Genomic DNA, 15,421 nt, shown 5'->3' with positions numbered 1-15,421 from the left:
GGTCATCTTCCTCGTCAGGGTGGTTTGGGCGGATCGGGTGGCGGATCAAACGGCTACAACGACCGATCGACTTCGTCACTAAACAGCTTGAGCACTCGGCTGAGCTCCGCACGGAACACGATGTCGTGTTTCCCGGCCATCGACAGCGCCCGAGCACTGGATCGCGCTGCGCCGAACACCCAGCGGTCCGCAGCGTCAGCGGCGATACCACGTACCGCACGGCCCCATTTGTCAACCGCCGCCTTCTCGCCCGCCCCGTTGTTCTCCATCTCCATCGCCTTGCCCAAGTCACGGACGAAGGTGTGGAATGGCGCGGTCAGGTGCGGCCAGTAGGACACTTCCAGCGTTGGCGGCGGCGAAGCGTTGAAATCCGCCCGGTACCCCCGGTCCAGCTGACGCACCAGGAAGCCCACATCATCCGCCAACCTGCATGAGAGCCCTACCACCCGACTGAGTCGCAATCGCGCGGACTTCTCCCGCAGGAGGGCCACCGGAGCGGGGACCGACTCCTCCTGCCAGTTGTGCACGATGGCCTGCTTGTCGTCGAGTTGCTGGCCATAGACGCGAAGTGTGAAAACAGCATCAGCGGGAATCAGGTTGTGCTCTGCTCGCTCGGCGATCTGGTCCAATGCGGCGGGACGACGTCGTCTGCTCTGATCGTTGTGCTGTTGGGCGCCCAACAGCAATTCTTCGGCGTGCCGCCAGACACCGCGCTGCTCTTCCAACCGCACCGGGACCCGAGGTGGCATGATCGGCTTCTTCTTGCCGGTCTTCCTAGGTCCCTTGGTGATCGGGATACGCAGGGCTGCCATCCAGTCGTGCTCGTGGTCCTCGGCGACCGGGCGCAACTCCGTGCCCGGCGTGATCACCACGCCGTCGACCAACGGATGCCCCGACTCGGCATCCGACTGCTCGGTGCTGGCACGCAACAACACCCGCCGCGATGGCCACGTCAACAGGTCCAGCCAACCACGAGGCGTGCGCGCGTTGGGAGTTGCTGCCGTCGATCCGGGGTCCTGCCAATTCGGTCGATCGTCGACGCCGGTCATCGAGGGTTCGTCGCGCGCCGGGTCGTAGCGCAGAAGGTTGAGCAGCAGAGTCTCCTTCAGGGTTCCGCCCTCCACCACAACGCAGCCAAAGTCGTTGATGGGCGCACGTTTCGAGGACCTCGGCGCATTTCGATAAGCCCCGGATTTCATGCCGCCTGGGTCATAGCACTGCAAGGTCACCAACCAGCGAGCTGCCTCGGCCGGAGTCAAGGTAAGCCGGTCCGCCGCCGTGGTGTGATCGAAGAGGGTGACGTTGTTTCCGCTGGCACGAAAGGGAACGAGCCGTGCGATGCCAGCCGGTTCGACCTCGGCCAGACTCTTACTCTGCATAAACGGCCGGTCGGGATGGAACAGGTCGAAGGAGTCCCGTTCCTCATGGAAGAATTTCGTCACCGCATCGGTGCGCAGGTCGGGGCGCTGCCACAGTTGTGCCCATTCCTCGTCGCTGGTAGGCCGGAACACATGATGCATCACCGCGAAAACCAATCGGTGCAACGCGGCGGTCATCGTCGGTGATGAACCGACGAGCCTGCGGAAATCTTGCGCAGAGCCGAGTAGCTCCGCCAGACCGACCTCTCGGGTAGTGCCATTCTCAGTGACGACAGGCAACCATATCTCACTGATCAGATCAAAGGTCAACTGTGGTTCCTTCTTTTCTTACCTCGATACTCAGACGAGAACACAGCCTCAGTCGGTGCCGTAGCCGTCGGCGATCTCCTCTTCGGCGACCAATCCCAACCCCTTCTCATAGCGCAACAGGGCGCCCCCGATCTCGACGCCGCCGGGGTGCAAGACCAGCGCACGGTGCGAAGCCAGCCAGCCCACCCCCTCGAACGCGGCGGGCAGCGGAAGTTCCTCCAGAGCCTCGATCACCACGTCAGGGAACTCGTACGGCGGCGCCAGACGGATCTCGGAGTTCAGCAGCGCCGTCTTCATCTCCTCGGACAGGTCGACGGTGCGATCCAGCGCCAGGGGCAGGTCACCCTCCAACGGCGTCACCCACCAGCCGCCATCGGACGCCGGTTCCGACGCGATGCAGATGATGAGCCGGAGTTCGGCAGGACCTCGGTACCCTGCATCGTCGGTGGAGTCATCGGTGGTCATCGGGACGCCCCTCTTTGCGGGTTCGGTTCGCTCGTGTCGGATCGTTGGTCAAGCGCTGGAAGACTTTTCCATCGGACGGTGTGGGGATCCGGAACGATCGGGCGCGGTAGTCATCGTCGAACCGCTTGTCGAGTGCGACCTTCGCCTTGGCCCAGTCCTTCGCCCAGCCCGCCGGGACCGGTAAATCGAAATCCTCGGCATAGAGTCGATCGACAAGTCCACGGAGATCCTCGGGACAGCGGATGAGCCGCACACCATCACCCGTCGCCGCTTCCGGGCCCGAGTCGGTAGTGGGCAATGCCCTCAACAACAGCCACGTCCGCAGCAGCAACAACGCGGGGTAGATCCCCACCGTGTAGCGCGGGAACTCCAGCCGCTCGCCCTTCCAGGTCGGACCCGTGATCACCAGCCGTACCGTGAGTGGGGCCGCCCCTCGGTCCTCGTGCCGCAGGACCCGTCCAGCACGTTGCACCAGGCAGTCGATGGGGGCCAGATCACTGACCATCAGATCGAAACTCACATCGAGCCCCTGCTCGAGAACCTGGGTTCCGATCACGATGGTCGGGCGTGATCGGCTCACGCCTCGACCGAAGCTGTCCTTCACCGCTTGGTTGGCCCTACCACGCTCGGCAACCGACATCCGGCCGGTGATGGTGATCAGGTCGATGTCGTAGCGGCGTTTGCCGCCTCGCCTCTTGATCGCACGCCGCAACGCTGCGGCGGTCGTGCCGACTCGGCGTACCAGGTTGTGCACCACGGCGATACCGATGGGCCGAGCGGAGGGGGCGAGGTCGACCTGGTCCAGCAGCCACTCCGCGCGCTGATCCGCGTCATCACCGGCCAGCGGATTGAGGTCCACCTCGATGATCCGATTGCCGTTGCGTTGCGAGACCCGGCTGGCGCCCGGATCGGTGGGCAGATCGCTCCAGGTCCGAACTCCCGCCGCATCGGCCCACGTCAATTCGGGGTAGACCTGGGCGGTCGATACCAGGGGCACCTCGGTGACGGGCCTGCCAAGCCGTCCCGCGCGCCACGCGCGGATCAGCTCGCTTTTGCGGCCGGATGGCAGGGTGGCCGACATCAGGATCATCGGAATGCCGAGCCTGCCCGCCCATTCGATGAGGCAGTCGATCAACGTGGACATGTAGATGTCGTAGCCGTGTACCTCATCGAGGATCAGCACCTTGTTCGATAGTCCGGTGAGCCGAACGAACGAATGCCGGGCCCGGATCATGCCCATCAGCATCTGATCGACCGTGCCGATGCCGACCGGCACGATGATTCCGCGTTTACCCGCGAACCATTCCCGCACCTCGGTGATGTCCTCTTCGGGGTGGTCGGGTCCCACATCGACGATCGCCTCCGGATCGAGACGTTTCGCCTCACCCTTCTTGGTGGGCGGGTTCCGTTCCTTGATTCTCGGATGCTGATCGGCAGCACCGTGGAGGAGCCGGACGCGCAGATCGGCTTGATAACCAGCGGCGAAATCGTCGAATTCCTCGAAGGCCTGATCTCCGGTGGCCCGCGTCGGCATGCCCTGGTACAGGCCGGCCAACCCGAGCGCGCTCACCAGCCGGGCAGCCGCCTGGAATCCCAGCTTGGTCTTGCCTTCTCCCGTAGGGGCCTCGACGATGAGCAGCCCCGGTTCGGTGACATCGGCCAGCATTCGTTCCGCCGCAACCTGCACCGGTCGCGGCGGTGTCGGGGCATCCTCGGTACCTGGAAACAACGTACTGAAACGGGTGTCCTCGGGCGGAGTCCACTTCGTCCAGCGCATGGCGTGGATGGCTTGGTGCGCCAGCGCTGCCGTTTTCGGCGCGTACTCCACCAGCTCGAAATCCACGCCAGCCCAAGGGAAGTTGCGCGAGTTCGACGCGATCCAGTCGCTGACCGAGGCAAGGCCGGTCAGGCCGATCGCACCAGCTAACCCAAGGTAGGCCTGAGACCAAGGCCGCAGCTGCCAATGGGAGAGCCCGCACAGCTCTACCAGTCGGTCGACCAACTGATCAGCGATCTGTTCCCATACCTTGCCACCGTGATCGCGGGGATAACCAGCGGTCTCACTCCGACGCGCAGCATCGGGGATAACGCCATGATGTCCGGCCAATCCGGGGGCCACGGTCGCGAGGATGGACGGGCTGGCCTTCGCGAGCCGGAGCAGCCGATCGAGATGGAGGTGTGTGATCCAACCGTGTGGAGCGTCCACTCGAGGCCCATCCGTGGGTCGCACCCGCTTCAGAGTCTGGAGCCTGCTCTGCTCCGTCTTATACAGCTTCTCGATCAAGTCGTATCGGAGTGCTTGAAATGCAGGTGAGGCTTTGCCCAGGTCGTGCAGTCCGCACAGAACCGCCACCCATCGGCGAGCGTTCTCCTCAGCGTCGCCGATGCCTTCGAACTCACCGAAGGCCACGGTGAGTTCCATACGGATCGCCGATCCCAGAAGCACCGGATACAGCTGGTAGGCCACCGCCGCAGTGTCCAGCGCATGGCAGATCAGCGGATGCGGGACGCTGCCCTTGCCGGCTTTGGCCCACAACCACAACTGCTCGCGATCGCCGTCGGCGGCTGTTCGCCCCTTCGGCGGGAAATCGGGTGGTTGCTCTGTCACGGGATGGAAGCTAAAGCCCCCGACCGACACTTCGTACCGGTTTTGCGGGATAGCGACCCGAAAACGCGAAGATCACCCGATCGAGTGATCGGTGGCGCTATTTAGTTGATTGTGCACGCACTTTTCGAAGGAAATCCCCTCACCTGAATCAGGGCATTTCCCGAAAACAGTTCACGCCGACGGCGCGTACACCCGGGCGCCGTCCTCGCCGACCACCACGACGTCGCCGGGGACGAGCTGGCGCCCACGCCGTGACTCCGACTCGCCGTTGACGGTCACCTCGCCCGCCGACAGCAGTTCGCGCGCGTCGCCGCCGTCCTCGGCGAGGTCGGCCAGCTTGAGGAACTGGCCCAACCGGATGCTGTCGTCCTGGATCTCCACGTCGCGCATGACCCGCATTCTGCCTGGGACACCCCGCCCAAGCCCAGGCAAGTCCCGCGCTGCACCGGCCAGCCGGAGCCGGCTCGCCGTCGGGCCTGCTCGGGTGCACAGTGGCGGGATGGCGCTGTGGGGGGTTGCTCCGATCGCGGTGGCGGAGCGGATCGGCACGAGCATCGGGCGGGCGACGGGTTACGCGGTCGAGTCGGTCACGGCCCTGATCTCGCTGCCGCTGCGGGTGGTGGTCCTGCTGGAGACCATCGAGATGCTCGTGTCCCGGGTGAGCCTGGTGCTCGATGCCACCGAGGTGCTGCTCGCCCGCGCCCGACTGGTCGTCGACGAGGCGGAGTCGACTCTCGACAGGACCGCGGACATCGTCACGGTGGCGGCGGGCACCGTCGACGACGCAGGCCGCATCACCGACACCGCGAGCGGGGTGGTCGCCCGGGCCGAGGACGCGACCTCGCGGGCTCGGGCGCTGCTGGCCGAGTACGAACCACTGGCCCGGCGGTTGGCGCCGATGGCGACCCAGTTCGTCGACCACCTGTCACCCAAGGAGGTCGAGGCGGCGAATCGGCTGGTCGACAAGCTGCCGATTTTGACCGAGCACCTGCTCGACGACATCCTGCCGATCCTGGGCACCCTCGACCGGGTCGGTCCCGACATCCACCAGTTGCTCAGCGTCGCCGACGAGGTTCGTAAAGCCGTGCTCGGCATCCCCGGTTTCGGCTTCTTCCGGCGACGCGGCGGCGACGAACGGCATCGAGGAGAGTCCAACCCGGAGAGCGACTCGAACGACACCGAAATCGAACAGTCGGGTTCACAACGGGACGGGTAGAACACGACACCGGGGCGACCCGCAAACGCCGCCGAGGATTCGCGACACAATTCGACTAGAACAATCGATTCCGCGCGCCATCGTCGAACAAGAAGTACGCTTTTCTACCGTCCGCTCGACGGCACACACGACGGAATATCATCGCCTCTACCTGCGGTTTCAGCTCTAGAACGCCTCGTCGATCCCGCAATCGAATAGCGGATCACGCCCGCCTGCGGTCGCCGATTCCGGCCAATATCGCCGCCGAAAGGCCGAAACCACGCCGTTCGCATGCTAATCATTCAGCTGGCCGATTATGCGGAAAATCCGCCGCTAGACATCCGCTCGAAGAATCCCGCACCGCGGTAGGCCCGAGCCTAACCGCACCGCTGTCTTCTCGGTGTGTGTTCTCGCCCGACCCCGCCGGGGCAGCCAGCACCATGGCCGCCGAGATCAAAGGAGATCTTTCATGCAGCCACGACGATTACGTCGTACCGTGCTCCCCGCGTTGGCCGCGCTGACCGCGACCGCCCTCGCACTCTCCCCCGCAACCGCAGCACAGCCCGGCGCCACGCAGGTCCCGGACCCGCAGCCCCTGCAGACGGGCAGGCAGGTCGAGGCACTGGATCGTGGAGTGGTCAGTGTCCGCACCGACAACGACAACCTGGTGAGCTGGCGTTGGCTGGCCACCGACCCGGACTCGGTGGGCTTCAACGTCTACCGGGGTTCCACGTTGGTCAACTCCTCGCCGATCACGAACTCGACGAACTACCTGGACTCCGGCGCCGCCGCCAACAGCACCTACACCGTCCGCGCGGTGGTGAACGGGTCCGAGCAGCCCGCATCGGAACCAGCGCTGCAGTTTGCCAACGGTTACCTGGACGTCCCGATTCAGCGTCCGCCGGGCGGCGGCGACTACAGCTACTCCGCCAATGATGCGAGCATCGGCGACCTGGACGGCGACGGCCAGTACGAGATCGTGTTGAAGTGGGATCCGAGCAACGCCAAGGACAACGCCCACTCCGGACACACCGGAAACGTGTACCTGGACGCCTACAAGCTGTCCGGCGAGCAGCTCTGGCGGATCGACCTCGGACGCAATATCCGGGCGGGTGCGCATTACACGCAGTTCCAGGTGTACGACTACGACGGCGACGGCCGAGCCGAGGTCGCGGCCAAGACGGCGGACGGCACCAGGGACGGCGCCGGAACGGTGATCGGCAACGGCAACGCCGACCACCGCAACTCCTCGGGCTACGTACTGGCGGGCCCGGAGTTCCTCACCATGTTCGAGGGGACCACCGGTCGCGCACTGTCCACCGTGGACTATGTGCCTCCGCGCGGCAACGTCTCCAGCTGGGGTGACAACTATGGGAACCGGGTGGACCGCTTCCTGGCAGGCACCGCATATCTGGACGGCACGCGACCCAGCCTGATCATGGCGCGCGGTTACTACACCCGTTCCGTCGTCGCCGCCTGGGACTTCCGCAATGGCTCGCTGACCAGGCGGTGGACCTTCGACAGCAACAGCTCGACCAATGGTCCCGCCTGGGAGGGTCAGGGCAACCACAGCCTGTCCATCGCCGATGTCGACGGCGACGGTCGCGACGAGATCCTCTACGGCGCGATGGCCATCGACGACAACGGTTGGGGCCTATGGGTGAACGGCACGGGCCACGGCGACGCCGGACACGTGGGAGACCTCGACCCATCCAGGCCCGGCCTGGAGTACTTCAAGGTCAACGAGGGCGGCAACCAACCGGGTTCCTGGCTCGCGGACGCCCGAACGGGCGAGATTCTCTGGCGAACCGCGTCGGGCGGCGACAACGGCCGGGGCGTCTCAGGTGACATCTGGGCGGGCAGTCCCGGGGCCGAATCGTGGTCGGCACGGGACGGGGAACTGCGTAACCCGCAGGGTCAGGGCGTCGGCCGCAAGCCATCATCGATCAACTTCCTGGCCTGGTGGGATGGCGATCCGGTGCGCGAGTTGCTCGATGACACCCGGATCGACAAGTACGGCCCCTCCGGGGACACCAGGTTGCTGACCGGCAGCGGTGTCACCTCGAACAACGGCACCAAGGCCACACCGTCGCTGTCCGGGGACATTCTCGGCGACTGGCGAGAGGAAGTCATCTGGCCGACCACCGACAGCAGCGCCCTGCGGATCTACAGCACGCCGCACCAGACCGATCGGCGCATCACCACCCTGGTGCACGACACCCAGTACCGGGTCGCGCTGGCTTGGCAAAATACGGCCTACAACCAACCGCCGCACCCGAGCTTCTACATCGGCGACGGCATGAGCGCCGCACCGCGCCCGAACGTCTACACCCCTTGATCTAGGACGTCGGCGGAGCGAGCCAGCAGGCCGCTCCGCCGATGTCGGGCGTCCGCACCGCCGCTTCCCGCACCCGATCGGAAAGGCCCGCACCGGAGCTATAGAATGAACATCTGTTCATTTTATTCCCGATCGGAGGTGTGCGCAGATGCCCCGGACCAGCGAGCAGAACGAGGCCATGCGGCTGGCCACCTTGGAGAAGGTGGAGGCCGCCGCCATCAGGCTCTTCGCGCGGCAGGGTTTCGCCGCGACGAACATGCGAGACATCGCCCGCGAGGCCGGTATCAGCACCGGGTCGATCTACCGGCACTTCACGACCAAGGACGAGCTGTTCGGTGGGCTGGTCGCGTTCGCCGCAGAGGGTCTTCGTCGTATCGGCACCTTGCTGCGCGGCGACGAGAGCCCCGGCGCGCTCGTGGACGAGTACACCCGAATAGTCCTGGCCGAGCTCGGGGGCGACGGCGGATTCGCCGACTTCTTCATGATCATGAATCACGCCTTCGTGATGCCAGAGGCGCCCGCGCAGGTTCAGCTACTCGTCGAACAGCATTCCGCGATGGTCGACGCCTTCGTTGGACTGGTACGCCGAGGACAGGAACTCGGCGAATTCCGCGCAGGCGAACCCGTCGAGCTTGCGACCTGCTACTTCGCCACGATCAGCGGACTGGCAATGCTGCGCTTCTCCCTCGGGAACCGCCTCGTGGTGCCGAGTTCTTCGGCACTGACCGCATCGCTACGCAAGGAGCCTGCACGATGATCGAGATCAAGCCCGCCCTCGAATTGGACGGGCCGGGACGCAGACAGGCCGTCGAGGTCTTCGTCGATGCCTTCGGCGACGATTTCGTGGCACTGTCCAAGGATCGGAAGCGACTCGCCGACGGCTTCGAACAGCTCCTGACACTGGACCTCTTCTATGTGGCGCTGCTCGATGGAACACCCGCCTCGATCACCGCACTGACCGATGGCAGGCAGGAGAGCTTCCGGGCGGACAGCACGGTCCTGCGCAAGCACTTCGGTCTTCTCCGGGGAACGGTCGTCGGCACCATGTTCCGCCGGGAGTTCGCGAAGGCGGAGCCCGTCGCGCCGGGGGCCGCCTCGCTGGAATTCGTCGGCACAGCCCGCGCCCACCAGGGCAAGGGCGTGGCGAAAGCACTGCTGAGCCACCTACTGGCCCTGCCGCAGTACAAGGTCTATGTGTTGGAGGAGATTGCCGACACCAACGCGCCCGCCCTCGGCCTGTACACCAGACTCGGTTTCACCGAGTACCGACGGCGGCCGGTGAAACACACGAGGTTCACCGGGATCAACCACTACGTGTCGATGAAGCTGGTCCAGGACTGAAGGGGGGCGTGGTCGAACCGGCGGTTCCCGACCGCAACAGTTCGACCAAGGCTCGGTTCGTCGCGGTGGTCAGCGGGTGGTCGGCGCCGAGATGGTCCCGGCGCCAGCGCAGTGCCTGCGCATACAGCAGTTGCGACTCGGCGTTCGGTGCCCGCCTCGCCAGGACGCCTGCGAGATTGTGTCGCGTATTCGCGAGAAGCGACCCATCCGACTCGGGCCGACCGAGCCTGATGTCGAGCACGACGCGGAGATGTTCCTCGGCCTCGGCCCAGCGTTGCTGATCGGCCAACACCGTCGCGAGGTTGCCTCGGGTGCTGAGCGTATGCGGATGCTGAGCGCCGAGAATCGTCGTCCGCGCCGTCAACACGGTCCGCAGCAGGCGTTCGGCCTCGGCGGTTCGCCCGCAGCTGTGCAAGGCGACGGCCAGTCCGTTGCGAGTGCTCAGGGTGTCCTCATGCTCCTCGCCCAGGGCACGAACCGCCGACTTCAGCGTCGCCCGCAGGATGGTGGTCGCCTCTTTCCACCGGCCGTACTCGCCGAGCGCAGCACCGAGGTCGTTGCACGCCGCGATGGTCTCCGGATGATCGGCGCCGAGCACGAGGGTGTGCAGGGCGATTCGCTTCCGATGATGGTCCTCGGCGTCCGGACCCGCACGATCGAGGAGGTCGACCTCGGCAGACTCGACGGCCTGTCGACCCGGTGCCGGTCGCAGCGGACCGGCCACCGTGAAAAGCCCGATCAATGCCAGTAACCACACGAGGAGCTCGATCGAGGAGACAGTGAGCGCGAGCAGCAGAACGGCTGCCACTGCCAGGGAAACGGTGCTCAACTCGCGCCGTGTCGGCCGACGATGCCGGGCCCATGTCGTCGGTGGGGCCGTTTCCCATGGTCGCTCCCCCGGTCTCACCTCAACAGGTTGCCATGAAGCGCCTGTCCGGCAACGGAAACCGCAGTTCATCCCGGCGGAATCACGCATTCGGCGGCAGCTGAACGGCCTAGGGGCACCGGTGGCAGACCGTCCGTTGTTCACCGAATCGGCCGACTACGAACAGCATTGTGATCAGACAGGAATTACGGCAGATGACACCACGGTCCTGAGTGGTCCCACCGGTTCGTGGTTCCTCGACCACTCGTTGTAGTGATCTTGGCCGAAGAGGCTCCTCACGGCGGTTCCCGCCCTCCACGATCTGGGTGGCAGGAGAAGCGGGGGCACCAGCTTCGTAGCTGCCAAGCCCCACTCCTCGCCCGGACCCGCTGAGTGATCTCGCCGGGTCCGTTCATCGCGCGTCACGATGGGCGGGACGCGCCGAGGCAACCAGGAGTGTCAGTCATGACAGGCTCGACAACGACCAGTCTGGAGTCGACAGTCGCGGATGCGGTGGTCACCACCGTGGCCGGGGCAGGCGAGGGCGGGGCAGGCGAGGACGAGGACGGACACGCGATCCGCACTCAGCTTCGCTGTCCCACCGGGATCGCCGTCGACACCGCCAACAAGACCGTCTATATCGCCGATGCGGGCAACCACCGAATTCGCCGCATCCAACATGGACGGATCTGCACCATCGCGGGTATCGGGGAGCCCGGGTTCGGCGGCGACGGCGGTCCAGCCGATCAGGCCCGACTCACCACCCCCACCGGGATCGCCATCGACCCCGACGGGAACCTCTACATCGCCGATTCCGCCAATCACCGCATCCGCAAGGTCGACCCCTCGGGCCACATCAGCACCATCGCGGGGACGGGGGAACCGGGGTTCGGCGGCGACGGCGGCCGAGCGGACCGGGCCCGGCTCACCACCCCCACCGGGATCGCCATCGACCCCGACGGAAACCTCTACATCGCCGACTCCGCCAACCACCGCATCCGCAAGGTCGATCTGTCGGGTCACATCGGCACCATCGCAGGTATCGAGCAGTCCGGTGCCTCGGTGCTGAACTTCCCGGTCGCCGTCGCACTGGATCGAAAGGGCGCGGTCTACGTCGCCGAACGTGGTGCGGCCAGGATCATCCGCATCGACGACGGTGGCACGATCGGCGTGCTCGCCGGACCGGGTGCGCCCGGTGCGCAGGCCGGGGTTCGGCTGAGCGAACCGAGCGGGGTCGCCGTGGACGAACACGGTGACGTCTACATCGCGGATTCCGGCAGCCATCGGATCCGCAAGTTCTCCGCGGGCACCATCAGCACCATCGCGGGCATCGGTTCGCCGGGCCGTGGCGAGATCGGGGCCCGTGCCGTCGTCTCTCCCCTCGACACGCCTCGCGGGGTGGCCGTCGACGAGTACGGCAACGTGTTCGTCGCCGATGCGGGCAGCCATCGGGTTCGCAAGATCACCCTGGTCGACGACCTCACGGCGGTGGGCGGTGACGGACAGCGCCCGGCGCCGGGCGGACTGTTCCCCCGGCCGATCATCGTCCGGATCACCCGGGAGGGCAGGCCGGTGATCGCCGTGCCAGTGACCTTCACGATCACCGGGGACACCACCTCGGGCGCACGGTTCAACCACGCGCCGCGCACGCGCTGGGTGGCGCGTACGAACATGGCCGGTGAGGCCGCAGCAGAGTTGACGGCGGGTCCCACGCCGGGAACCGTGCGCATCGAGGCCGCGGTCGGGGTCCGGGTGGCGGCCTTCACCGCCGCCGTCGAACCACCGGGTGTGGTTCCCAACCCGAACTGAGGTCCTATCGGCCGGTGATGAGATGAGCATCCGGTAGAGCTGGACTCGGCGTCGACCCCTGCCCCACGCCGGGCCAACCACCGCCGAACCCAATCACCGGAAACCCAGCAATAAACGAACGCGCAGGTCAGGAGGCCGACAGCCGCCCCAGGCATCACGTCTGGGGCCCGGCTAACGGCGATGTCAGCGGCGTGGCGACTCAGCCCCCGGAGCTCGCCGAACTCGCGGCCGCCGCGCGTTGACTGATGACCTTGCGAAGGGCCTTGGGCACCGGTCCCAGGTGTTCGCGCAGGTCCCGAAGCCTGGCCCGCCGCCTAATGCGGTCCGATCCGGAGAACACCGACCGCAGCTGGCCCTCGGCCGCCAGGGACACCATCGCCGCATCCCGTTGGTTGAGCTGGTCGACCGGTGTCTCGTCCCCGAGCAGGTCGTGGCAGCGCATCCGCAGGTCCTCACGGATCTCCGGACGGAGCACCTGGACGATGCGGGTCGGGAAGATCGCCAGGGTGCGCCCGGCGGAGCGGTGGATCAGATCGATGTCGGCCAGTTGTTGCCCGACGGCCTCCACGGTTGCCTTCGCTTCCCGCTGCATCCACCAGGTCCACGACCTGGGGCGTTCTTCCGCGATGGCGTTGAGCAGGTCGGCCTGCACGGGGTCGCCGGTCGAGCGGGACCGCGCCACCGTCGGTTTGCGATCCTGTTCGGTCAACGCGCCTTCGGCGAGCAGGTCGGTGAGCAGTGCAGCACGTAGTACGAACCCCAGATGATCACGGTTGACCAGGCGTTCACGCTGGGTATCGCAGGCGAGGAGATAGAGCCGGGCAGCGAGATTGTTCGGAGCGTCCACCGTTCGATCCTGCACCCCGCCGCCATCGGGTCGGTGAGGGACCCTGTATCCGGGTGTCGCCTTTGACACTGGATGAGCGGTTTCGCCGGCGCCATTCGGCGTAGTGGGCCGGGTGGTGGGCGGGCTTCTCGGGGGTACCGAAAGCACCCCCACAGCCTAGACTCGGTCCGTCACCGAACGGATTCATCCCCCTACAGCCGGCTGTTGCCAGCCGTATCGGGGCCCGTGGTCGCGCCCGGCGAAACTCGACTCACCACTGTTGGAGGCCGTTGATGTCCGATCCGCAAGAGCCGCTGCTCGGCGTGGACCTCGACTGGCCGAATCCGGCCCGGATGTACGACTACGCGTTGGGCGGTGCCCACAATTTCGCCGCCGATCGGGAGGCGTTCAACCGCCTGCTCACCATCGATCCCGATGCCGCGCTCGTCGGCCGATCGAACCGGGCCTTCCTGCGTCGCGCCGTGCGGTACTTCGTCGAGCAGGGCATCCGGCAGTTCCTCGATCTCGGTTCGGGCATCCCCACCCAGGGGCATGCCCACGAGGTCGCCCGGGCCGTGGACCCGGCGGCTCGGGTGGTCTACGTCGACAACGAGCCGGTGGCGGTCGCTCATTCCCGGCGGCTGCTCAGTGACATCGACGGGGTGGAGATCGTGGGGGCCGATATCCGCGATCCGGCCTCGGTCCTCGATTCGGCCGAGGTGGGCCGCCTCGATCTGTCCGAACCGGTCGGGCTGCTCGCGGTGGCCGTGCTGCATTACGTCAGCGCCGAGGACGACCCGGCGGAGCTGTTGGCGCGGTACCTGGCACCGCTGGCGCCGGGCAGTCTGCTCGCGGTCTCGCACACCACCATCGACGCCCTGCCGCCCGCACAGGCAGCCGAGATGCGCCGGTTGCTCAACTCGACCTCGTCCCCGGTCACCCATCGCACGCGCGCCGAGTTGGCGGCGTTGCTGTCGCAGGTGGATCTGGTCGAGCCCGGTTTGGTGTGGACACCGCAATGGCGTCCCGACGGCCCCGACGAGCTGCTCGCCGCCGAGCCCGAGCGTTCGGGCACCTATGCCGCCGTGGGCCGGATTCGGACATGAGGCGGTGGGCGAGTACGTCGGATGGCACGCCGCCGACCGTCGCGCATCGAACATGCCGGCCACAGACAGACCACGACCCCGGCACGAGTGGACAGTGCCGGGGCCGGTAAGGAGGTATACAAGGGATCGGCGGTCTCCCGGATTTCCTGACTCCGCCGATCGAGTGACATTCGACCCGGTATTTCGACCTCGTTCCGTGACGATCCCGGCGGTGGTCCTGACATGGACACCCACGGCCCCGGACGACGAGTCGCCGGTCGTGAATTCCGAAAACCCGCGCCCGAGCACCGAAGCCGTCGTCGCGGGACCGGCGTCCGACCCTGATCGCCTGCGACACCGGACAACCCTTCGCCAGCGTCGCGAAGCAGTCACAAACTGTCACCTAATCGGGTGATATCCGGCGAAGCAGCTGAAGATCGACCCAGAAGTGAACAAGCTGTGTGTGGGGAGACCGATCAACGGGGGTGTAACCATCGTGGATGTTCGGACGGAGTCCGTCCTCTACGCACAGCCGACCATGGTCGAGTCAACCGATCTCTCGAGTGCTCGACTCGACCTCGATCTCCTCGCGGTCGCCGCCGAACCACGCCGTTCGGCACCGACCGGCGCCCTCGACAGCGCCGATGAAGCGACGATCATCGCGCCATCGGCGCCGAGCGCGGCCTGCTCCGACCGACTACCCCGACTACGCCCGCATCCAGGCGGGCGACGTAGGCGACCCGAGGTCCTCGGCGCCACCCCGATGCCCCGAGACGACCTGATCGCACCTCGGATGTCGCCGCCCGACACCTCGGGTCAGCCGTACGGGGGCCCGCACTCGGCCGAGGCCGTGCGCATCGAACTTCCGGGCGACCACTCCACGGTCGAGCGAGTTGCGGCCGATCACGGCTGGGCGGATCACGGCTGGGCGGATCACGGCTGGGCGGTCGGGAGCCCGGCAGACGGCGTCGACGAGACCGAACACGCCGCCAGCGCCCTGGCGCAGGCAGACATCCGATGTACGACCCGAGCGTCCTTACCGCACTCCTTAGGTGCGCGGACTCGGACCCGGCTGGTCGCGCCGGGCGGCGCTCGGCGGCCGTGAGCCTCGTACTCGCCGTCGAACCGGCCATCCCGACCATCCGCTAGCCGGGCCGTCTACCGGCCCGGAGATCACCCGAATCAGCCAGCGCAGCCGTGC

The 15,421-nt window shown here is 66.4% G+C and carries 13 protein-coding genes; 7 read left to right on the top strand and 6 right to left on the bottom strand.

Annotated elements, in window-relative coordinates; translation table 11 throughout:
• Positions 1 to 53 precede the first annotated feature (53 nt).
• From casA to BKA25_RS07140, 4 genes are all read right to left on the bottom strand, one after another.
• Complete coding sequence (casA, locus tag BKA25_RS07155; protein ID WP_069851111.1) at positions 54 to 1,688, bottom strand: type I-E CRISPR-associated protein Cse1/CasA; 1,635 nt, start codon at positions 1,686 to 1,688, stop codon at positions 54 to 56.
• Positions 1,689 to 1,736: 48 nt separating this feature from the next.
• On the bottom strand, positions 1,737 to 2,153 hold the full coding sequence (locus tag BKA25_RS07150) for a hypothetical protein (protein WP_069851113.1): 417 nt from the start codon (positions 2,151 to 2,153) through the stop codon (positions 1,737 to 1,739).
• Positions 2,140 to 4,761: a CRISPR-associated helicase/endonuclease Cas3 gene (locus tag BKA25_RS07145; RefSeq protein WP_069851115.1), complete on the bottom strand. Its 2,622-nt coding sequence runs from the start codon at positions 4,759 to 4,761 to the stop codon at positions 2,140 to 2,142. Before BKA25_RS07145 ends, BKA25_RS07150 begins: the two co-directional genes overlap by 14 nt.
• A gap of 171 nt (positions 4,762 to 4,932) precedes the next feature.
• Positions 4,933 to 5,151 carry an RNA-binding S4 domain-containing protein gene (locus tag BKA25_RS07140; RefSeq protein WP_069853937.1) on the bottom strand — a complete coding sequence of 73 codons (219 nt, stop codon included), beginning with the start codon at positions 5,149 to 5,151 and terminating at the stop codon, positions 4,933 to 4,935.
• 109 nt (positions 5,152 to 5,260) lie between these two features.
• On the opposite strand from BKA25_RS07140, the gene BKA25_RS07135 reads away from it, so the two are divergent.
• The 4 genes from BKA25_RS07135 to BKA25_RS07120 all read left to right on the top strand — a co-directional run bounded on the left by BKA25_RS07135 (position 5,261) and on the right by BKA25_RS07120 (position 9,635).
• Positions 5,261 to 5,977, top strand: coding sequence for a hypothetical protein (locus BKA25_RS07135; protein WP_069851117.1), 717 nt, complete (start codon positions 5,261 to 5,263; stop codon positions 5,975 to 5,977).
• Between the two features lie 448 nt (positions 5,978 to 6,425).
• A complete protein-coding gene (locus tag BKA25_RS07130; protein WP_069851119.1) occupies positions 6,426 to 8,294 on the top strand; it encodes a rhamnogalacturonan lyase in 1,869 nt (622 codons plus the stop codon).
• 148 nt (positions 8,295 to 8,442) lie between these two features.
• Entirely contained in the window at positions 8,443 to 9,051 is a 609-nt protein-coding gene (locus tag BKA25_RS07125; RefSeq protein WP_069851121.1) for a TetR/AcrR family transcriptional regulator, read from the top strand.
• A complete protein-coding gene (locus tag BKA25_RS07120; protein WP_069851124.1) occupies positions 9,048 to 9,635 on the top strand; it encodes a GNAT family N-acetyltransferase in 588 nt (195 codons plus the stop codon). Before BKA25_RS07125 ends, BKA25_RS07120 begins: the two co-directional genes overlap by 4 nt.
• Here BKA25_RS07120 and BKA25_RS07115 read toward each other — a convergent pair.
• Positions 9,598 to 10,443 (bottom strand): tetratricopeptide repeat protein, encoded by an 846-nt coding sequence (locus BKA25_RS07115; protein WP_069851126.1) that lies wholly within the window; start codon positions 10,441 to 10,443, stop codon positions 9,598 to 9,600. The two genes, BKA25_RS07120 and BKA25_RS07115, sit on opposite strands and share 38 nt — an antisense overlap.
• 522 nt (positions 10,444 to 10,965) lie before the next feature.
• On the opposite strand from BKA25_RS07115, the gene BKA25_RS07110 reads away from it, so the two are divergent.
• Positions 10,966 to 12,309, top strand: a complete 1,344-nt coding sequence (locus BKA25_RS07110; RefSeq protein ID WP_084643284.1) for an NHL domain-containing protein — start codon at positions 10,966 to 10,968, stop codon at positions 12,307 to 12,309.
• Positions 12,310 to 12,508: 199 nt separating this feature from the next.
• Here the strand turns inward: BKA25_RS07110 and BKA25_RS07105 are convergent, their stop codons facing one another.
• Positions 12,509 to 13,156 carry a GOLPH3/VPS74 family protein gene (locus BKA25_RS07105; RefSeq protein ID WP_172803844.1) on the bottom strand — a complete coding sequence of 216 codons (648 nt, stop codon included), beginning with the start codon at positions 13,154 to 13,156 and terminating at the stop codon, positions 12,509 to 12,511.
• A 272-nt stretch (positions 13,157 to 13,428) separates the two neighbouring features.
• Between BKA25_RS07105 and BKA25_RS07100 the strand changes: the two genes are divergently transcribed.
• Both BKA25_RS07100 and BKA25_RS07095 read left to right on the top strand, forming a co-directional pair.
• Entirely contained in the window at positions 13,429 to 14,241 is an 813-nt protein-coding gene (locus BKA25_RS07100; protein WP_069851132.1) for an SAM-dependent methyltransferase, read from the top strand.
• A gap of 475 nt (positions 14,242 to 14,716) precedes the next feature.
• Complete coding sequence (locus BKA25_RS07095) at positions 14,717 to 15,325, top strand: hypothetical protein (protein ID WP_157421194.1); 609 nt, start codon at positions 14,717 to 14,719, stop codon at positions 15,323 to 15,325.
• Positions 15,326 to 15,421: the final 96 nt, after the last annotated feature.

This window comes from Actinoalloteichus hymeniacidonis (assembly GCF_014203365.1).
Lineage (GTDB): Bacteria > Actinomycetota > Actinomycetes > Mycobacteriales > Pseudonocardiaceae > Actinoalloteichus_A > Actinoalloteichus_A hymeniacidonis.
This window is presented reverse-complemented; position numbering and strand designations above follow the sequence as displayed.